Source organism: Pseudomonas sp. I8001 (assembly GCF_013385345.1).
GTDB lineage: Bacteria > Pseudomonadota > Gammaproteobacteria > Pseudomonadales > Pseudomonadaceae > Aquipseudomonas.
Window position 1 is genome coordinate 75,639 of sequence record NZ_JACAQC010000003.1, and the last position, 19,723, is coordinate 95,361.

20 protein-coding genes are annotated in these 19,723 nt (G+C 62.9%); 11 read left to right on the forward strand and 9 right to left on the reverse strand.

Annotated features, from left to right (window positions below; genetic code table 11):
• The first annotated feature begins 36 nt into the window (after positions 1-36).
• Positions 37-912, forward strand: a complete 876-nt coding sequence (locus HX839_RS01515) for a helix-turn-helix domain-containing protein (RefSeq protein ID WP_177066644.1) — start codon at positions 37-39, stop codon at positions 910-912.
• A 135-nt stretch (positions 913-1,047) separates the two neighbouring features.
• Here the strand turns inward: HX839_RS01515 and dacB are convergent, their stop codons facing one another.
• The 7 genes from dacB to HX839_RS01550 form a co-directional block, all read right to left on the reverse strand.
• Entirely contained in the window at positions 1,048-2,508 is a 1,461-nt protein-coding gene (dacB, locus tag HX839_RS01520) for a D-alanyl-D-alanine carboxypeptidase/D-alanyl-D-alanine-endopeptidase (protein ID WP_177066645.1), read from the reverse strand.
• 101 nt (positions 2,509-2,609) lie between these two features.
• Positions 2,610-5,036: a TonB-dependent receptor gene (locus tag HX839_RS01525; RefSeq protein ID WP_177066646.1), complete on the reverse strand. Its 2,427-nt coding sequence runs from the start codon at positions 5,034-5,036 to the stop codon at positions 2,610-2,612.
• A gap of 109 nt (positions 5,037-5,145) precedes the next feature.
• On the reverse strand, positions 5,146-6,081 hold the full coding sequence (locus HX839_RS01530; protein ID WP_177066647.1) for a glutathione S-transferase family protein: 936 nt from the start codon (positions 6,079-6,081) through the stop codon (positions 5,146-5,148).
• Positions 6,082-6,156: 75 nt separating this feature from the next.
• Positions 6,157-6,432 carry a GIY-YIG nuclease family protein gene (locus tag HX839_RS01535; protein ID WP_003216354.1) on the reverse strand — a complete coding sequence of 92 codons (276 nt, stop codon included), beginning with the start codon at positions 6,430-6,432 and terminating at the stop codon, positions 6,157-6,159.
• 36 nt (positions 6,433-6,468) lie between these two features.
• On the reverse strand, positions 6,469-6,939 hold the full coding sequence (locus HX839_RS01540; protein WP_008435632.1) for a nuclear transport factor 2 family protein: 471 nt from the start codon (positions 6,937-6,939) through the stop codon (positions 6,469-6,471).
• Between the two features lie 100 nt (positions 6,940-7,039).
• Entirely contained in the window at positions 7,040-7,675 is a 636-nt protein-coding gene (locus HX839_RS01545) for a response regulator transcription factor (protein ID WP_003216351.1), read from the reverse strand.
• A 200-nt stretch (positions 7,676-7,875) separates the two neighbouring features.
• On the reverse strand, positions 7,876-8,610 hold the full coding sequence (locus tag HX839_RS01550; protein ID WP_003216349.1) for a response regulator: 735 nt from the start codon (positions 8,608-8,610) through the stop codon (positions 7,876-7,878).
• Positions 8,611-9,113: 503 nt separating this feature from the next.
• Here HX839_RS01550 and HX839_RS01555 point away from each other — a divergent pair.
• The 8 genes from HX839_RS01555 to HX839_RS01590 all read left to right on the forward strand — a co-directional run bounded on the left by HX839_RS01555 (position 9,114) and on the right by HX839_RS01590 (position 16,811).
• Positions 9,114-9,743, forward strand: a complete 630-nt coding sequence (locus HX839_RS01555) for a DUF1120 domain-containing protein (protein ID WP_003216348.1) — start codon at positions 9,114-9,116, stop codon at positions 9,741-9,743.
• A 43-nt stretch (positions 9,744-9,786) separates the two neighbouring features.
• Entirely contained in the window at positions 9,787-10,404 is a 618-nt protein-coding gene (locus HX839_RS01560; RefSeq protein ID WP_003216346.1) for a DUF1120 domain-containing protein, read from the forward strand.
• 43 nt (positions 10,405-10,447) lie between these two features.
• Entirely contained in the window at positions 10,448-11,077 is a 630-nt protein-coding gene (locus HX839_RS01565; protein ID WP_003216345.1) for a DUF1120 domain-containing protein, read from the forward strand.
• A 64-nt stretch (positions 11,078-11,141) separates the two neighbouring features.
• Positions 11,142-11,768, forward strand: coding sequence for a DUF1120 domain-containing protein (locus HX839_RS01570; RefSeq protein ID WP_256344663.1), 627 nt, complete (start codon positions 11,142-11,144; stop codon positions 11,766-11,768).
• Between the two features lie 28 nt (positions 11,769-11,796).
• Positions 11,797-12,495 (forward strand): fimbria/pilus chaperone family protein, encoded by a 699-nt coding sequence (locus tag HX839_RS01575; RefSeq protein WP_177066648.1) that lies wholly within the window; start codon positions 11,797-11,799, stop codon positions 12,493-12,495.
• Positions 12,496-12,636: 141 nt separating this feature from the next.
• Positions 12,637-15,006 (forward strand): fimbria/pilus outer membrane usher protein, encoded by a 2,370-nt coding sequence (locus HX839_RS01580; protein ID WP_177066658.1) that lies wholly within the window; start codon positions 12,637-12,639, stop codon positions 15,004-15,006.
• An 11-nt stretch (positions 15,007-15,017) separates the two neighbouring features.
• Complete coding sequence (locus tag HX839_RS01585; RefSeq protein WP_177066649.1) at positions 15,018-16,145, forward strand: DUF1120 domain-containing protein; 1,128 nt, start codon at positions 15,018-15,020, stop codon at positions 16,143-16,145.
• Positions 16,146-16,160: 15 nt separating this feature from the next.
• Positions 16,161-16,811: a DUF1120 domain-containing protein gene (locus tag HX839_RS01590; RefSeq protein WP_177066650.1), complete on the forward strand. Its 651-nt coding sequence runs from the start codon at positions 16,161-16,163 to the stop codon at positions 16,809-16,811.
• On the opposite strand, the gene HX839_RS01595 is transcribed toward HX839_RS01590, so the two are convergent.
• The gene (locus tag HX839_RS01595) at positions 16,808-18,088 is read right to left on the reverse strand and encodes a CynX/NimT family MFS transporter (RefSeq protein WP_177066651.1); all 1,281 of its coding nucleotides are present in this window, start codon (positions 18,086-18,088) and stop codon (positions 16,808-16,810) included. The genes HX839_RS01590 and HX839_RS01595 overlap by 4 nt on opposite strands.
• Positions 18,078-18,737, reverse strand: coding sequence for a FadR/GntR family transcriptional regulator (locus HX839_RS01600; RefSeq protein ID WP_003216331.1), 660 nt, complete (start codon positions 18,735-18,737; stop codon positions 18,078-18,080). The genes HX839_RS01595 and HX839_RS01600 overlap by 11 nt, the downstream gene beginning before the upstream one ends.
• Positions 18,738-18,896: 159 nt before the next feature.
• On the opposite strand from HX839_RS01600, the gene HX839_RS01605 reads away from it, so the two are divergent.
• Together HX839_RS01605 and HX839_RS01610 are read left to right on the forward strand one after the other, a co-directional pair.
• Positions 18,897-19,208 (forward strand): type II toxin-antitoxin system MqsR family toxin, encoded by a 312-nt coding sequence (locus tag HX839_RS01605; protein ID WP_177066652.1) that lies wholly within the window; start codon positions 18,897-18,899, stop codon positions 19,206-19,208.
• Complete coding sequence (locus HX839_RS01610) at positions 19,205-19,687, forward strand: type II toxin-antitoxin system MqsA family antitoxin (protein WP_003216327.1); 483 nt, start codon at positions 19,205-19,207, stop codon at positions 19,685-19,687. The genes HX839_RS01605 and HX839_RS01610 overlap by 4 nt, the downstream gene beginning before the upstream one ends.
• Positions 19,688-19,723 lie beyond the last annotated feature (36 nt).

Genomic DNA, 19,723 nt, shown 5'->3' on the forward strand with positions numbered 1-19,723 from the left:
CTGGGAGTAGGATGCAAGCCGTCAGAGAGTACGAATATGCCGCCACTGGAAACCCTGCAAGTCTTTCAATCCCTCAACCGCTCGCCCAACGCTCGCCTCGAGCTGTGCGCCGAGCTCGGTGACGGCTTGTCTGCAGCCTTGTGGAGCAACCATCACGACGCCCAGGATTACGAAGCCCCCGACCACCACACCTTGTCCTGCTACATCGGCGGCGGCACCGGCACCTTTCGCCGCGACCAGCCCGGCACCAAGGGCGGCCCGGACAAGCTGTGCATCCTGCCGGCCGAGCATCAGTCGGCCTGGGTGATCAACGGCGAAATCCGCCTGGCCCACGTGTATTTCAGCCCCGAGCAATTCGCCCTGGGCTGCGTCACCTTGCTGGACCGCGAACCCCGCGAGTTGCAACTGCGCGAGAGCACCTTCCTCGACGATGCGCGGCAGGCCCGGCGTTTTCACCAGTTGATCGGCCTGAACTGGAAAGAGCCCGGCGAACGCCTGCTGACCAGCAGCCTGGCCCATGAGATGCTCAGCCATACCTTGCTCAGCCAGGTGGGGATGCGCGAGGGTTTGCGTTTGAAAGGCGGGCTGGCCGCCCACCAGCGCCGGCAACTGGTGGAGCACATCGACCAGCAACTGGCGGAGCCGATCAGCCTGGGGCAGTTGGCAGGCTTGTGTGCGTTGTCGGAGTACCACTTTGCGCGGATGTTTCGCGAGAGTTTTGGACTGCCGCCCCATCAATATCTGCTGGCGCGGCGCCTGGCCCGCGCCCGGGGGTTGTTGCGGGGTGGGTCGTTGCCGCTGGGCGAGATTGCCCTGGCGTGCGGGTTTTCCAGTGCCAGCCACTTTACCAACCGGTTCCGCCAGGCGATGGGCGCCACCCCTGGTGAATACCGGCAGGCGTTCCTGCCTTGAAATGCAATCTGCCTGACAGCACAGGGCCAATGTGGGAGCGGGCTTGCTCGCGAAAGCGGTGTGACAGTCAACACATGTACTGACTGAACCAGCGCATTCGCGAGCAAGCCCGCTCCCACCTTTGATCTTCGGTGCTCAATAGTCCGTGCTGTTGGCCAGTGCCGTGGCCAGGCGGTTTTCCAGCGCCTTGACCCGCGCGCCTGCGACCACGTAATTGTTGGTCACCATCGAAAACACCAGCTTGCGCCCATTGGCATCGGTGACATACCCGGTCAACGACGACACGCCGCTCATGGAGCCGGTCTTGCCGTGCAGGTTGTTTTCCGCAGCGCTGCCCCGCAGGCGGTAACGCAGGCTGCCGCCCACCAGGCGCTGCGGATTACCGGCAACCGGCAACGCGTTGTACCAGGCGCTGAACCAGGGCTGTTTGCTGGCGGCCAGCAGCACATCCGTGAGGTTCTGCGACGACACCAGGTTACGCCGGGACAACCCCGAACCGTCCACCTGGTTCAACGTCGCCGTATCAATCCCCTGACGCTTCAGGAACCCGGCCACCGCCGCCACACCGGCAGGCGCCGTACCGGCATTCACGGTCTTGCGCCCCATGCTCTTGAGCAAGGCTTCAGACATGTTGTTATTGGAAAGCTTGAGCAACGGCGTGATCAGTTCCTGCAACGGCGCCGACTCATGCAGCGCGAGCACCGTCGCCGTGGTCGGCGTCACACCCCCGATCATCCGACGCCCCTGCACGACAATCCCCTGCTGCGCCAAGGCCTGTTCAAACAGGTTGGCCACCAGTTGCGTCGGCTCCCACACACTGACCAGTTGCGGGCTCTGCCTGCCCGGCGCCAGCGCGCCACTGAGGCGCAACAGGTTGGTGCCGTGCTGGCGATTGATTCCATAGCTGTTGCCTGTGCCGCTGACCGCACGGTTGCTGAGCTGCACGTAATCGGTAGCCGGGCTGATCTCCACCGTCACCGGGCGCCCTGCCACGACCGGCGCCCTGGCCGTGACCAGCAGGGAGCCCGCATCAAAGTCGTCATTGGGCGACACCGTCAGCGCCGAAATCTGCGCGCCGTAGTAGGTGCTTTCATCGTCCTGGGACCAGTCGGTGCCCAGGCGCTCGGCGTCGAAGAACGTGTCGTCGAACACCACGTCGCCCCGCACCTGCCGGATGCCCTGCTGCGCCAGGTTGGCCGCCAGCGCCTGGTAGTCCGCCCACTGGATCGTCGGGTCGCCCAGGCCGCGCAGGTAGAGGTTGCCGTCAAGCACCGCGCCCTGGCGGATGCCGTCGCTCAACAGTTGCGTGGAAAACCGATACTGCGGCCCCAGCACATCCATCGCCGCCGCAGTGGTCAACAGCTTGAGGCTCGAAGCCGGGCTCAGCCGCGTACGCGGGTTGTGCTGGTAGAGCGTGTTGCCGCTGCGGGCATCGCGCACCATCAGCGACACGCTGGCGCCGTGCAGTGCCGGGTCGGCCAGCAACTGGTCGAGGCTGGCGCTGGTGGAAATTTTCGGCGCCGTGGCGCAACCGCCCAGCAACAAGCTCAAGCCCAGCAGCAGCCCGCCGGTGTGTATCCATCGTCCCAACTGCATCGCTATCGTGTTCCCGCAAAGTCATTAATGGCGGCCACGCTAGCAGCTCGACAACCGTATGGCGAGGCAGCCGGCTACCGCGCCATAGGGTGTAGCCGAATTTAGAACGTCAGGGTGCTGGACACCGACACCTGCCGCGCATCGCCGATGGACACGAACTGGGTGTTCACGGCCGAGGTGTAATAGGTGCGGTCAAACAGGTTCTTCACGTTGAGCTGGAACTTGACCTTCTGCCCCTCGATTTTAGTGTCATAGGTGGCGAACGCATCGGCCACGGTGTAGCCCGGCAGGTCGAAGCTGTTGGCCGCGTCCCCTGCTCGCTCGCCGACATAACGTGCCCCGGCGCCGACCCGAAGTTGGTCGCCACCGAGAATGCTGCCGAAGTCATACACCGCCGACAGCGAGCCAGTGTTCTTCGCCACGTTTTGCAGGCGATTACCTTTGTATTCGGGGTCTTCGGTGACTTCGGCATCGGTGTAGGCATAGCTGCCGATCACGCTCCACTTATCCGTCAGTTGGCCGCTGGCATCCAGTTCCAGGCCTCGGGAGCGCACTTTGCCGGCGACGCTGTAGACCGAGGTCAGGCCATCGCCGACCTGCACCAGCACGTTGCGTTTTTCGATGTTGAACAGGGCGGCGCTGGCGGTGATGCGCCCCGGTATATCGAGCTTGGTCCCCAACTCCCAGGACTTCGACTGCTCCGGCTCAAGGCTGCCATCCAGCACACTTTTGTTCGCCAGCGGTGCGATGGTGGAATTGGGCTTGAACGACTCTGTGTAGCTGCCATAGAACGACAGCTCGTCGGTGTAGCGGTACACCAGGCCCGCGCGTGGCACCCACTTCTGGCCATTGCCGTCGGTGTTGGCAGTGAACGGGACACCCTTGCCGGCGTATTGGTCGTACATCTGATAACGCGCGCCGCCTACCAGGATCCACTGGTCGGTGAGGTGGATCGCATCCTGCAGGAACAGCGAGTCGCTGCGCAACAGGTCCGTCTGGTTGCTGTCCGGCGCGCTGACGGTGGTGCCCGCCACTTCATTGCCATAGACCGGATCGTTGTAGTTGAACGTGCCACGGGGCGCCTGGCGGATCAGGTCGGCCCGGTAGATCTTGCGGTACTCGTCATCCAGGCCGAAGGTCAGGTCGTGCTGCATGCCCGCGACGTTAACCTTGCCTTCAAGGCTGGCGGTGGCGAAGCGGTCGGTGGTCAGTGCGCCCTGGGTGCCGTCCATGCTGCGGGTCAGGGTGCCATTGGCGTTGACCTTGACCACACGCACCTGGCTGGCGTCGTAGGTCTCGCGGTTCCAGCTGTAGCCGAAGTGGGCTTTCCAGTCGTCATTCAAATCGTGGTCGGCCTCGAAGCGGTACAGGTCGGAACGGCCTTCCATGTTGTTGAAGGGCTCGTCCAGGCGGCGAGTCGACGGGATGTTGAGCGGGTGGTTGGCCTTGGGGTCGATGGCGGTGCCCCGGTCGAACGGCGAGAGAAACTCCCGGTGCTCATAGGCAAACAACAGCTTGGTGTTGTCGCCGTACCAGCCCAGCGACGGTGCGATCAGGCTCTCGCGGTGGGTGCCGTAGTTGCGCCAGTAATCTTCGTCTTCGTGATCGACGATCAAGCGGTACGCCAACCCGCTGTCACCGATGGGCCCTGTGGTGTCGAGGTTGCCGCCGCTGCCGTTCTTGCCGTCGCCAAAGGTCGAGCCGCGCACGGTCAGCGAGGTGGATTGGATCAGCTCGGGTTTCTTGCTGACGATATTGACCACGCCGCCCGGATCCTGGATGCCATACAGCAACGACGACGGGCCCTTGAGCACTTCGACGCGCTCGGCGGTGGAATTCAGCGCGCGGCCCTGCACCAGCGGCATGCCGTCCTGCATGATCGAACCGTTTCGGTTGTCACCAAAGCCGCGCAGCATCACCGCGTCCTGGGTGCTGCCCAAGGTGTTGGCCTGGGTGATGCCACTGATGTTGGTTAGGGCATCGTCGAGGTTGCGCGGCTGTTGATCGCGCATCACCTGGGCCGGTACAACGTTGACAGTCTGTGGGGTTTCCAGCAGCAGGCCGTGGGAACGCATCACCGAACTGGTAGGCGGCGGTTGATAGCTGGTGGTATCCGAGGCCAGGGCGGCACCGTTGATGGTGGTGGCGCCGAGGTTCAGCGCGCCGTCGGTGGGCAGCGGTTCCAGGGCCAGGGTGCGGGCGTCGATCTGGCGGAAGGTGAAGCCGGAATTACCCAGCAGGCGTTGCATGGCCTGGGCCGCACTCATCTGCCCGGTGATGGCCGGGGCCTTGATGGCGTACGGCGCTTCGTCGGTGTAGACCACGCTGATGCCGGTCACCCGGGTGAAGTCGCTCAAGGCCTGGGGCAGCGGCTTGGCGGCCAGGGCAAAGTTGAACAGCGTGCTCTGCTGCTGCGCCTCGGCCGCCTGCGCCACGCCCAGGGGCAACAGCGCCAGCCCCGAAACTGCCAATACCGAGGCTCCCAGCCAATGTTTAACCGAACCCGCCGACGTTGCCCTGGACTTCATGCTTGAGAACCCGTGTGTAAAAACGCTGTTAATGCGAATTAATCGCAGTTTCAAGCACTACACGGATGGCCGACAGCTTTACCTCACACCGATTTGAAAATAATTTCAGTCACGCCGGTTGGATCCGAAATCCGAAGCGCGGAACGTGCACATGCACGGTGCCGGCGCGCTCATCGGTGCGCCGCAGAATCAGCTTTTCGCGGCCGGCAAACAGCAACTCCCCGGTCACCGGATCGGTGCCGTAGTCGGTGGCGCTGATGGTCACTTGCTGGCCGGGCTTGAAGCCGTTCGGGTCTTCGAAGATTTCTTCCGGCAGGTTGGCCGGCGTGGCATTGCGCGCGACTTCCAGGGCTTGCTCGGCACTCATCTGGCTCGACGTGCCATGCCCGAAACCCAACACCCGGGCGAGCCAGGCGGCCACCGCAGGATAGGTTTCCACCAGCGGCGAGGTGACCGACGATCCCATGAGGAACCACAACGGGTGCGCCAGGGCGAAGTCGGCAATCGACGGCTCGCCGAACAGGAAGTCGCCCTGCTGGTGCTGCAACTGCTGATTGATACGACCGATGATCACCGGCCATTGATGCTTGGCCTGATCCAGTTGCACACGGGTGGCCGTGCCGCCACTGAACAATTTGCTGCGGTCGGCCACCAGCACCTGGAGCATTTCCGGCGGCACTTTGGCGAACTTGACCGCCAGGGATTCCGGCTGGAACACCAGGCTCACGGCATGGGAGAACACCGTCGAATCAGCCCAGGCGGCGAAGCTTTGGCTGACCAGTTCCAGGCCTTGGGGAAACAGCGCCGGCACGGACTTTTCCTGCTCCAGGCGGCGGGCGATCAGTGCGGTGTCGCAGTAGATATCGGCGCCCACCTGCAACACCGGGGTCTTGCGATAACCACCGGTGAGGGCCGTCAAGTCAGGCTTGGGCATCACCGGCGAGATGTGCACCGAACGCCAGGACAAGCCCTTGAAGCCCAGCAACAGGCGGGCTTTTTCGGCAAACGGGGATTGCGGGTAGTGGTGCAGGATCAACTCAGTCATGCCAGGCTCCGCTCAATGAGTGAGCGTCCAGCTTAGCCTGCAAACCCGGCAAAGGCGCGCATGGGAACCTATCAGTCAAACTGATGGGCCGATCGCCGCCAGGCACTCCTTGGCGCTTTTCTTGAGTTTCTTGATCAGCCGTTCCTGGCGCAGCGCCTCGGCCTTGCTGATGCATGCCTCGGTGTACACCAGCGCCACGGCGGGGCTTGAGAGGAAAAACCGTGCGCCCTTGCCACTCTGGTGCATGGCAAAGCGGCGCACCGGGTCATTGCTGATACCGCAATAGAGCGAGCCATTGGCGGCGCGCACCAGGTAGACAAACCACGGTTTGGCTTCAGAAGGAGTCGTCACGGATCAATTCGGCAAACCAAAGGAACGCCAATCTTATCAACGACTGGCCTGGAACGCCTTCAACCCTTTCAGCGCCTGGGCCCGCACGGCGTTTTTCACCAGCGGCGTCCAGCCCAGCAACAGGCCTTTGGTGCCCAACGCCTGCCGCGACCAGCGCCACAGGTCGAAGTGGTCGTGGTGCTCGCAGATCTTGCCGTCACGAAACACAAAGCGCGCCCGGATATCGTTGACTACGGTGTTGCCCGTCGCACTGAACAGGTAGGTCGCCACCCAGTGGGCGCTGCCGGTGATTTCATCGCTGCGCACACTGTCGAAGGTCAGGGAAAAGTCCTTGGCCCGGGTGGTCAGCATGCGCCACATGTCGCCGGCATCACGGCCACGCAGTTCACCGAATGCCGGGTCGCTGAACACCACGTCGTCGCTGTAGCAGGCGCTCATGGCTTCGGCATCCAGGCGCTGGAATGCACTGTAGAACTCGGTGATCAAGGCGTTATGGGCGTCGCTCATGGGCAGGTTCCGCAAAAGAAGTTGGGATGGCCGGTACGATAATCCCCAAGGCCGGGGAACACTACTGGCATCAACGCCAGGAATACCTCATCCCGTCCCTTCAGGGCACCATTCCGCTGCTGCGAGCATAGTGGAACAAATCCACATCGGTGGAGATACACAGCCGGTTCATCGCGGTACTTTTCTGTTTGCTGATGGTGGAGATGCTGCGGTTGACCCGCGCGGCAATCTGGCTGACGGTCATGCCGCTGGCCAGCATGCGCACCACTTCGCGTTCCTTGCCCGACAGTTGCGGCGGTTGTGATTGATCGCCCGTGCCCGCCTGCACCAACTGGGTTCGCAGGGACTCGCTGACGAAGGTCTTGCCCTCGCAGACTTCCTTGATCGCCGTGGGCAACTCCTTGGCCGATGCACTCTTGGCGACAATGCCTCGGGCGCCCTCGGCAAACGAGGCACGCAGGGTGGCGATATTGGCGAACATCGTCACCAGGATCACCGGCACCCCGGGGTATTGGCGTTGCAACAAGCCCAACAACACATAGCCGTCAGCCTGCTGCCCGCCCGGCATGGCGAAGTCCGTCACCAGCACATCGCAAGGGGTGCTGCCCAGTACCCGCAGCAACTCATCCGGGCCGTTGGCCTCACCGACCACCTTGCACTTGCCGTTGGCCTCGATCACCACCTTCTGCCCGATCCGAACAATGGGATGATCGTCAGCAATAATTACGCGAAGCATAGAAATCCATGAGTGATGGCAAATTGATTTGCGCAAAATAACCCTGTCCGTCCCGGGCAACAACCGCCCACCTGGGAGCGGTTTTCAATGGCGTCCCGTGTTCTTAAGCGGGTGATTTTTTACCTACAACAAAAAAGGAAACCACCTACAAACTAAGCCCACAGACAGAGGTAATACCCCCTACAGAATCGCTGAAAATGTCATAAATCTGTCAAATAGCGCAGATACACCAGCAGGTCCTGGTCGAACCGCTGCAATGCCCGCCTGTTGCACCGGATCCCGTGCTTGCGCACCTGTTCGATCAACTCCCCCGCACAGCGATCCAGCTCCGTCTCGCCAAAAAACGCCAGGCTTCCCGCCAGGCGATGCAGGCAGTCGACCAATGCATGCGGGTCGACGATACGGCAAGCCTGTACCAGGCCTGCGTAATCAGCCTCGGCCTCGCGCACCAGGGTGCGCAACATCTGGTTCACCACCTGTTCATCACCAAATGTCCTGATCAGTTCGGCACGAGTCGGCCAGTGCGCCCCGGCGCAGGCTGTGGCAGGCGGGTTCGTACTGGCGCCCGGCGGCTGTGGCAGCCACTGCTCCAGCACCCCGCGCAATTGTTCCAGGGTCAGCGGCTTGAGCAGCCAGGCATCCATGCCGGCCTCAAGGCAGCGGCGCGCATCGTCCGCAGAGAGTTTGGCGGTCAAGGCAATGATCGGCACACGCGGGCGGCTGTGTACGGCCTCTCGCCGCCTGATCTCACGAGCCATGCTATAGCCATCCAGCACCGGCATGCGGCAATCGCTGATCACCAGGTCGAAATGCCGCAGGGCGATGGCGGTCAACGCGGCCTGCCCGTTGCACACCAGTTCGTGATCGACTTCGAATTTTTGCAGGAACCAGCCCATCAAGGCGCGATAGGCCTGATGGTCCTCGACGATCAGCACGCTCAGGTGCTTCCAGTGAACAGGAGGACTGCGCCATGGCACCGTTTGCTGCCTGGGGGCGTCGTCAGCAAACACGCTTGGCATCATGGCCACCTCGATATCGGCGCCGACCTGCCAGGGCCATCAGACGGCCCTGGCATATCGTCTAGTGAGGGTGCGCTTGACGGTGATCCTTAACCCATCCGCCTGGCACCCATTACCGAATCAAGCTATCCACATGAATACCACTCTTGCGATACAAGAACTACGAAAAGACAGTTTTTCCTACAGCTCCGCCCACCTATTCCGACTTGACGCAGGCGAGCTAGAGGGATAGCGGATTGTCGTAATTCTTGTATTTCCCCACCTCTCCCCCGGCGCTAAATTGCGCCCCACCCCAAGAGGGCAATCCGCCAACTCACCTGGCGGCCAACTATCCGAACTGACCCGACGCCCAACCGCGCCTCTTTCTGCGCTGCGGTGACGCGCACCCGTCAGTTGACCCAACACCGAGACAACAGACCATGAACAAGCACCTGATCGCCGTCGCCAGCGCCCTGCTGATCACTGGCACCGCCCCCGCCTTCGCCGCCAGCACCGTGGACCTGACGGTCAAGGGCATCATCACCCCGAACGCCTGCACTCCAAGCCTGTCCGACGGCGGCGTCATCGACCACGGCAAAATGTCGGCCAAGGACTTGAATGCCACCCAGATCACACCGTTGCCACATTTCAATTTGCAAATGACCGTGACCTGCGATGCGCCGGTCATCTTCGCCCTCAAGACCACCGATAACCGCATGGGCTCTGGAACCGGCACCGCTTTTGGGCTGGGTTTTATCAACGGCACGCAAAAGCTGGGCTCCTATCGCTTGACCCTCGGTACCTTCGCTAACCCACCCCAGGCTGACGGCGAGACCGTGCAAGCCATCGGGTCCTTCGACAATGGCGTCACTTGGGAGCGTTGGAACAGCTTTGAAACCGGCACCTATCTCTCGGTCGCCACTCTGGCGGACCCCAGCACCCCGCGTGCCACCCAACAACTGGTCACTCCCGTGGCCTACAGCGGCTACATCAACCGCGCCGACAGCCTGGACCTGAGCAACGAAGTCAATATCGACGGCTCGGCCACCATCGAAGTGATGTACCTCTAAACCCTTACGTCATCGACTCTGCAACCAAAGGTGCCGCTCGCCCATGAATTCCTCATCCGCTGTCTTTCTCGCCACTTTGCTGCTGGCCCCCTCCGTGCTGGCCGCCAGCAGTACCGACTTCGCCGTCACGGGCACCATCACGCCCAATGCCTGTGAACCCATGCTCTCCAGCGGAGGTGTCGTGGATTACGGAAAGATGGCAGCCAAGGAACTCAGTGCGGATCGCCCCACTTCACTGCCTTGGCAAACCATGCAGCTGGAAATCCTGTGTGACGCGCCGATGTTCATTGCGCTGAGCACCATCGATAACCGTTCAGGTACTGCGGCGATCAACCAGAACTGGCACGGCCTGGGCACGACGGCCAACGAAGAAAAGCTCGGCAGCGCCGGCTTCGGCCTTTACAACGCAGTGGCCGATGGCCTCGCCGCCAAAACCATTACCTCGTCCGATGGCGGGGCCACCTGGAGCCCGTCGGTGTTCCTCGGCCATAGCTTGATTACGGCCATCGCCGCGGCCGGTAACAGCGTGACGCCGATCGCCGTGATGCGCTTCAACGCCGACCTGCGGGTGTACACCATGGTCGACGGCACCGACCGCCTGACCGTGCTCGACGAAGTGCCGCTGGACGGCCATGCCACCGTACAACTGAAGTACCTGTAACCCTTTATTCAACCGGCCCCACTCGAAAGGAAAGGTGTGCCCCATGAAACCTACGCTCAATGCCCTGGCCACCGCGCTGCTGATCAGCACCAGCGCCTCTGCCCTGGCGGCGTCAACCGTCGACCTGACCGTCAAAGGGGTGATTACCCCCAACGCCTGCACGCCCAGCCTGTCCGGTACCGGCGTGATCGACTACGGCAAGATTTCCGCCAAGGACCTGAACCTGACGACCCTGACGCAGTTGCCAACAGCCACACTGCAACTGACCATCACCTGCGAGGGCAGCACCCTGTTTGCGATCAAGGGCACAGACAACCGCGCAGGCTCCAGCAGCACGTTAAACGGGTATGGCCTGGGCCTGATCAACGGCACGCAGAAGCTGGGCGGTTATTACCTGACCCTGCAAAACGCGGTCGCCGATAGCGTTAACACCAACGTCCTGGAGTCATCGGATAACGGCACCACTTGGCATGACCTGGACGATACCGCGCTGCTGCCCACCTCACTGGCCGGCTTCGGTGACCGATCAAGCGGCACCTGGCTGCCCATTGCGATCGAGCAAGTAACCACCGACTTGCTCGTCTACGGTCATATCGCCCGGGCCGACAGCCTGGACCTGAGCGATGAACACCCCATCGACGGCTCCGCCACGTTCGAAGTGAAGTACCTGTAAACCCGCGGCCTCGCCGTTCGCGGCGAGGCGCCTTACTTGCACCGAACACATTGAAGACCGAATGATGAACAGAACCCTACGCCTGTACGCGGCGCTGTTATTGCTCAACACCGGCTCTAGCGTGTTTGCCAGCACCGCCACCGAAATGACCCTCTCGGGCCTGGTCACCCCCAGTTCCTGCACCATCGCGCTCTCCGGCAGCGGCGTCATCGACCACGGCAGCATCCCTGCACATACCCTCAATCAGGAGGCGCCCACCCCGTTGCCCAGCCAATGGCTGGACGTGGAGATCCACTGCAGCGGCCCCTTGTTGTTTGCCCTCATCGGCATGGACAGCCGCGAAGATTCGTCTGCCGCACCGGACACCGCCTACGGCCTGGGGAAAAACCCCAACGCCCCCACGGAACACCTGGGCACCGTCGGCCTGGCGTTCGAAGCCGCGCTGGGGGACGGTCAGGCCATGCAGTCACTGGTGTCAAACCCCGGAGCCGGCCTCTGGTTCCCCCAACCAGCCATCCACCCCAAGACCCTGATGGGCTTTGCCCGTCCCGGCCGACCGTTTCCGGAACCCATCGTCACCCTGACTACCCGGATCCGCGCACAGACCACCATCCACCCGGCGAACCGTCTGACCCTCAGGCAAGACGTTCCCCTCGATGGCTCACTGGTCCTGGATTTGCGTTACCTCTAAGCCCTGTGATCATTTTAGGAACTGCGTCATGAAGACCTATCCAACCTTGCTGGCCCTGGGCTGGCTGCTGAGCACCCAGGCGTTTGCCGACGGCATGGTGCCCGACACCTCGGTGGTGATCGTCAACGAGGCCGACGGCGAAGCTTCGGTGTCGGTGACCAACACCGACGGCAAACTGGCCCTGCTGCACGTCACCCTGGAAGACATTCCGGAAGACACCGAATCGCTGCTGTTCGTCACCCCGCCCCTGTCCCGGGTCGAGGCCGACAAAAGCCAGCTGGTGCGCTTTATCCTGCGCAACCCCACGCCCCTGAAAACCCAACGCCTGAAGCGGGTGATCTTCGAAGGCATGCCCAAGGACCGTGACGCCGCCCAGGCTGGCCATGCGCGGGTGGGCGTGACCGTGCGCCAGAACCTGCCGGTGATCATTCATCCCAAGGGCCTGACGCCGAACCGCACACCCTGGACCGGGCTGACCTGGTCGTTGAACGCCGGTCACCTGAACGTCGCCAACCCCACGCCTTACGTGGTGCGCCTGGCCCAGGAGCTGCAACTGCTGCCCGGCAAGCAGAGCCTGGTGCTGCCGCGCACTTATGTGTTGCCCGGCGAAACCCTGCGGCTCAGCACGCCCCACACCGCCACGGCCGTACGCCTGCAACCGGCCACCGTGTACGGCTTTGCCGTCGCCGCCTATGAAGCACCGATAACCGCCGCAAACGCTGAATAACGAAGTGACAGCCCTGTGACTGTCACCGGGAAGCCCGCCAACCGTTGCAGGCTTCCATAACCTGAGTGCCTTTACGTGAACACAGTAACCACTGACCCGGCTGGCGAAGCCGTGCCCGACTGTCCTTTACGCCCCGCCCGGATGCGGGCCGCGCTGCCACTGACCATGGCGTTGCTGTCGGCCGATGCCTGGGCCGATGCCTTCGACGCGCAAACCCTGCACCAGCGCGGTATCGACCCGGAACTGGCCTACCTGCTGCTCGACGCACCGCGCTACAGCAGCGGCCGCCATGCCGTCAGCCTGACGGTGAACGGCCAGCGCCGTGGCCGCCTCGATGTGCAGTTCGACAGCCAGGGCGCGCTGTGCTTTGACCGCCCGCTGCTGGACGCCGCCGACCTGGTGACACCGGCGCCGCTGGGCGACAGCACCTGCCATGACTTCCTTGGCGAATACCCGCAAACCGTGGTGGAACAGGACCCCGCCAGCCTCAGCGTGAGCCTGATGGTGCCCACCGATGCCCTGCGCCCGCGCCAACGGGAGCTGTCCGGTTATGAAACCGGAGGGTTCGCCGGCTTGCTCAACTACGACCTCACCGGTTTGTACAACCGCTATGGCGACGACGCCAGCCGCTTCGGCTCGGCCAATACCGAGCTGGGCTTCAACGCGGGCGACTGGATCGTGCGCAGCCGCCAAGTACAGACCTGGCAAGACTCCCGGTCCCGCAGTACCCACCTGGAAGCCTATGCCCAGCGCACCTTCGCCGAGCAGCAGGCGGTGTTGCAGGCCGGGCAGATCAACCTCTACAACCCGGTGCTGTCATCCGCGCAGATCACCGGCATGCAGCTGTTTACCGAACAGGCCCTGCAGGACCAGGAACAGGGCTCGACCATCAGCGGCATCGCCAACAGCCCGGCCCAGGTCGAGGTACGCCAGAACGGCGCGCTGATTCACTCCACCGTGGTGCCGGCCGGGCCGTTCTCCCTCACCGACGTACGGCGCCTGAACACACGCTCCGACGTTGAAGTGACGGTCAAGGAAAGCAGTGGCGAAGAGCGGCGCTTCACCGTGCCGGCGGCGATGCTCGGCATCGGCCTGCCAGCGCCGGGTTACTCGCTGGGAGCGGGCCGGGTGCGCAATATCGGCGATACGCGCGGCGACGATCCATGGGTGATCAGCGGCGGCTGGAGCGGTGCGTTGAACCCGCGCCTGAGCCTGGGGGCCGGCGCACTTGCCGCCGAAGACTACCGTGCCACGGGTGCCAGCCTCGGCCTGTTGCCGTGGCCAGACGGCCAGGTACAACTGTCGACCCAGATTGCCGATGCCCAACGCCTGGGTGAACGCGGCGTACAGACCGACCTGAGCCTGTCCCAGCGCCTGGGCCGGCAATGGTCGATCACCGCCGGCGCCTCCCACCGCACCATGGGCTACCGGGAGCTGGAAGACGCCGCCTACTACGACTCACGGGACGACGAAGGTCGCCTCACCCGCTATCGCGACCAGCAGAGCCTGGCCCTGGGCTGGGCCCATCCATGGCTGGGTGCCTTCAATGCCGGCCTGTCGCGCACCACCACGTTCAACGGCGAAAACAGCAGCCGTGCCCTGGCCTCATGGGGCACCAGCCTGCGCGGCGTGTCGCTGTCGGCCAGTGCCGAGTGGCAGGTCAGCGGCCGGCAGAATAACGAGAACGCGGTGTACCTGAACCTGAGCGTGCCACTGGGTGAGAACCGGCGTGGGCGCTCCTGGATGCGCAACTCCGGTGGCGAGCATCGCATCGGCCTGGGGGTGAACGAGCAGGTCAACGATCAACTCAGTTACCGGGTCAGTGCCGAGCACGACAGCCGCGACCAACAAGTGGAATCCACCCTCGGCGTGTCCTATCTGCCGCGCTATGCACAACTGGACATGAACTACAGCCGCTCTGACGCCGAGCGCTCCAGCTACCAGGGCGGTGTGCGCGGTGCGGTGGTGGCCCACAGCGGTGGCGTGACCTTCTCGCCTTATCCGGTGCGCGACACCTTTGCGCTGGTGTCTGTCGGCGATATGGCCGGGGTCAAGCTCACCACGCCCAGCGGCCCGGTATGGACTGACTTCCAGGGCCAGGCCGTGGTACCGCAGGTGTCCGCCTACGGGCGCAGCCCCGTGGAAGTGCAAACCCAGTCGCTGCCGCGCAATGCCGATATCAGCAACGGCCTGGCCGTCATCAGCGCCGGGCGCGGCGCGGTGGATCGCGTGGAATTCGGCGTGGCCCTGACCCGTCGTGCCTTGCTCACAGTGACCACCGACCACGGCACGCCGCTGCCCCGTGGCGCCACGGTGAGTACCGCCGATGGCGAGTTCGTGACCCTGGTGCAGGAAGGCAGCCAGGTGTTCCTGCCGAACGTGCTGGACCCACGCCCCCTGTGGGTCAAGGCACCGGGCATGAGCCGCTGTGAACTGCAGGTTGAACTCGCGGAAAAAGCCGACCCGCAGGTGTATTTCGAAACCGCCCCGGCCCGCTGTGTAATGCCATGAGGAAGACTGTGATGAAGCGATTGTTACTGCTGGGATTGGCCCTGGGCGCCATCGTCCAGGGCCGGGCGCACGCCGACGAATGCCAACTGACCCTAAGCCAGTCGCGCCTGGATTTCGGCGTGATGAACCGCGCCGTGCAGCGCAACCCCGGCGCAGAAATCCTGCTGGGAGAACGCCGCCTGAGCCTCAACCTGAACTGCCCGACGCCCACCGATATGCACGTGTTCTACCGGGCCCTGGCCGCGACCGCCGAGCGCTACCGCTTTACCGAGCGTGGCAGTTACCGCGTGCACATCAGCGATGCGGTACTCGACGGCCAGGCTGTTGAACTGGGGTTGACCAGCGGGCAAGGCCAGGCGCCCAGTGCCAGGGGCAGGACACTCGACTGGCGGCCCGACCAGGCCATCGTACCGTTGCGCGACGGCGCGCCGACCACCGGCAGCAGCTTCTCGGCACAACTGCAGGTCAATGCCTGGGCACAGGCCGACGCCACACAAGTGCGTGACGCGGTAACCTGGGAAGCCACCGGGTTGATCGACGCCGTCGCCACCGGCCGCGCCCGGGAGCTGTCGCTGCAAGCCGGTTTCGCCCCGGCGGCCTGCGAAACCACGCTGTCCAACGGCGGCATCATCGACTTTGGCCGTATGTGGGCCAAGAGCCTGAACGCCGAGAAGGAAACCGGCCTGGCTTCCCGCAGCCTGCTGCTGAGTATCGGCTGCGACGGTCCGACTCACTTTGCCTTGCGCATGCACGACAACCGTAGAGGCTCGGCCACCGGCGGCACCGATGAAACCGCCTACGGCCTGGGCGTCGATGACAGCCGCAATAAGATCGGCCGCTACTTTCTCTACTTCGACCCTTTCGACCTGCGCGCCGATGCCCTGCCCCAGGTATATCGCACCGACTCCACCACCGGTGGCGTGGCCTGGAGCAGTTCCAGCGCCTACCCCATTCCCATCGGCAGCAGCAGTTTGCTCGGCTTTACCGCTCTACCCGGCAGCAATGCCGGCCCGACCGCGATCCAGAACCTGAGTGGGCAGATCAGCGTGCGCGCCGTCCTGTCCCCCATGAACAGCCTGGACCTGCGTACGGAAGTACTGCTCGACGGTTCGGGCACGATTGAAATCATCTACCTCTGATCAAGGAGTATGGTCATGCACCTACGCCAGCTTTCTCTCGCAACACTTGCCCTGCTGACCCTCAGCAGCGGTGCCACGGCAGCCTCCAGTGTCGAACTCGGCGTCACCGGCTTGCTCACTCCCAGTGCCTGTACACCGGCGCTGTCGGGCAACGGGCTGATCGACTACGGCAAGATTTCCCAACAGGAGTTGAACATTGATCGCGGCAAACGCCTGCCGGTGCGCTACCTGAGCGTGACCATCAACTGCGAGGCAGCGACTCGCTACGCCCTGCGCATGAGCGACAACCGCGACGGCACCGCCAACGTCAACAGCGAAATCTACTACGGGCTGGGACTGGACCCGAGCGGCAACAAGATCGGGCTGTACTCCCTGACCTTCGACCCCAAACAGACGGTGATCGACAGCCTGCCTGAGGTTTACGGCACCGAGTCCACCAGCGGCGGGATCGCCTGGCGCACCGCCAACAGCAACCCGATCGACATCGGTTCGCGCAGCTTTCTCGGCTTTACCGACACCGTCGGCAGCACCAGCGGGCCGACGGCCTTTCAGACGCTGAGCAGCCTGGTCAGGGTCGATACGGTGATCGCTGCCAAGAACAATCTCGACCTCAGCAGCGACGTGCATATTGATGGTTCCAGCACCATGGAAGTGCTGTACCTCTAGACCTTTTCGCTGGTCACAGCGACATACCGCGCACGCCCGGCGCCCAACCCCGCGATGATCGCGCCCAGGCCGATCACCGCGAAAATCCAGCCGGTGGCGTTCCAGCCACCGGTCCAGTCATGCACCAGCCCGACCGCGAACGGCCCCATGGACGCCAGGGTGTAGCCGATGCCCTGGGCCATGCTCGACAGGTTGGCGGCTACATGGGAGTCCCGTGAACGCAGCACGATCAAGGTCAGCGCCAGGCTGAAAGTGCCACCCTGGCCCAGGCCCAGCAGAATCGCCCAGCCCCACAAGCCGTCCAACGGTGCATACAGGCAACCGAACAGGCCGCCCAGGGTCAGCACCATCACCACCACGATGGCCAGGCGCTGGTCCTTGCCGCGGGTGGCCAGCCAGGGCGCAGCCAGGGAACTGGCCAGTTGCACAATCACCGAACCGGAAAGCACCAGGCCCGCCTGGGTGGCGCTCAGGCCACGGCCGATCAGGATCGACGGCAGCCAGCCAAACACAATGTACGCCAGGGAGGATTGCAGGCCCATGTACAGGGTCACCTGCCAGGCCAGCGGATCACGCAACAAGCCCTTCACGCGATAGGCCACCTGGTGCGCGCCGTGTTTCTGGCCGACCTGTGGCAACCAGAACAACGCCGCGACCAACGCCGGGAGAATCCAGAACCCCAGGCCGATGTTCCAGCTGTCGCCGAAGTAATGACTCAGGGGCACCGTGGATCCCGCCGCCAGCGCTGCACCCAGGCACAGGGCCATGGTGTACACGCCGGTCATGGTGCCGGCCTGTTTGGCGAAATCGCGCTTGACGATACCGGGCAACAGCACCCCGATGATGCCGATACTCGCGCCCGCCAGCAGGCTGCCGGCGAACAGCCCGGCCTCACCGAATGAACTGCGCAGGATGATGCCGCCGGCCAGGGTCAGCAGAATGCCCAGCACCACCCGCTCGGCGCCAAAACGTCGGGCCAGGATCGGAGCCAGTGGCGCGAACAGGCCCAGGCACAAGACGGGCAGCGTCGTCAGCAACCCGGCCTTGGCCGCCGAGAGACCCAGGCTGTGGGAGACCTCAGCGAGCAGCGGCGCCATGCTCGACAACGCCGGGCGCAGGTTCAGCGCCACCAGGATCAGGCCCAACAGCAACAACCACGGACGGCTTACCACCGGCGGGCTGTGCTGGACCTCATCGTCATCGGCTTCGGCGTCGATCAGCAGTTCTTCAAGGGCGTTTTCTGAACGGGGCATGGGGATCTCGGATTCAAGGTTCATTGATCAACTGCCGGGAAAGCGCCTTGGCACGTTCCGGGTCCTGTTGTTCCACGGCATCGAGCAAGGCGCCGTGCAGGTCGAATACCGCTTGCCGACGCGGCTGGATGTTCAGGGTCTGGCGCAGTTGCGCGCCGACGATGCTCGAGAAGTACTGATACAGCTCGCTCAAGGCCGGGTTGTGGGCCGCGTCCACCAGGCGTTTGTGGAACACCAGGTCGCAGCTGATGTAGTGCTCAAGATCACCGTGGTAATGGTCGCCGCTGGCGTTGAGGGCCGCGCGCAAAGCGACCAGGTCTTCATCGGTGCGGCGCAACGCGGCCAAGCCGACTGCCTCGACTTCAAGAATCTGCCGCGTCTCCTGCGCCTGAGCCAGGGTGCAGTGGGACAAGGCTTTCATGGCGCCCAGAGGGTCGGTCATGGAGCGCAGGTAGCTGCCGTCACCCTGGCGGATCTCGATCAATCCGGAGAACGCCAATACGCGCATGGCTTCACGCACAGTGTTGCGGCTGATCCCCAACTCGGCAGACAACTCGGGCTCGGTGGGCAGGCGTTCGCCGATGGCCCACACGCCTTGAGTGATGCGCTGGCGCAACTGTTCGAGGGCTTGATCGACGAGGGAGCGTTTGATCAGGGGGGCGATGTCTGTCATGGGTTTCGTCCTTTCATCCAATCATAGGATGAATTTTCCTACAGCCTATTCGGAGTTGCCTACAAAGGCAACGCACTAGGGTTCTTGGGCAGGCAAAGGAGCAGTATTTTCGATTGGTAAAATTACCCTCAGAGGGTAATTATTGGACTCAGGTGTCTTATGGAAAAGTACACACCTCATTACGATTTGGCGGTGATAAAGGCGGATGTCAGGCGGCTTGGAAAGCAAGCACTTACTCAAAGCGCACGCCGTTGCGGCGAGGATCTTGATTTAAGCATCGAACAAATGCAGGCGGTCATTTTCGAGTTGAAAAACACGATGCTGTACAAGTCGATGACCACTCATGACGACCATCGAGTTTGGCAAGATGTGTATCACATTCACTCACATGATCTGGAGATCTACATCAAGGTGACCTACCGCACGGATGGTAAACCTCCGGTGATCTCCTTCAAGGAGAAAAACCCATGAAAACAGAGCAATGCTTCAGCTGCGGCAGGCATGACGGAATGCATCACTTCTCAGGACGTAGCGAAACATCGGAAGTCAAAGGTTTGCATCGCCGTATAGACGATCTGTCTGGATGGGAGTGCCAGGCATGTGGAGAGGTGATCCTGGACCCCGAAGACGCGGAACGCTATTCAGACCACTGCGATGAAATCGTTCACAGTTTCAGGCAGATGGTCGGCACCGAGATGAAGCGCATACGCCGCAAACTGCACCTTTCACAAAAAGAAACGGTACAACTGCTATCGGGTGGCGGCCACAACGCCTTATCTCGTTACGAGCGCGGTGAGGTATTGCCCCCCAAATCCCTGGTAGTCCTGATGCGTTTGCTTGAGCGTCACCCCCACTTGCTGGTCGAAGCAAAAATCCTGAGTGAAGGCGCAGATCTTCGCAATTCCGTGCATACCGTACATAAAGAGCACGAGACCCTGACGACAACTTGATTGATGGCAAAAATAAACCCGGCACCAGGCCGGGTT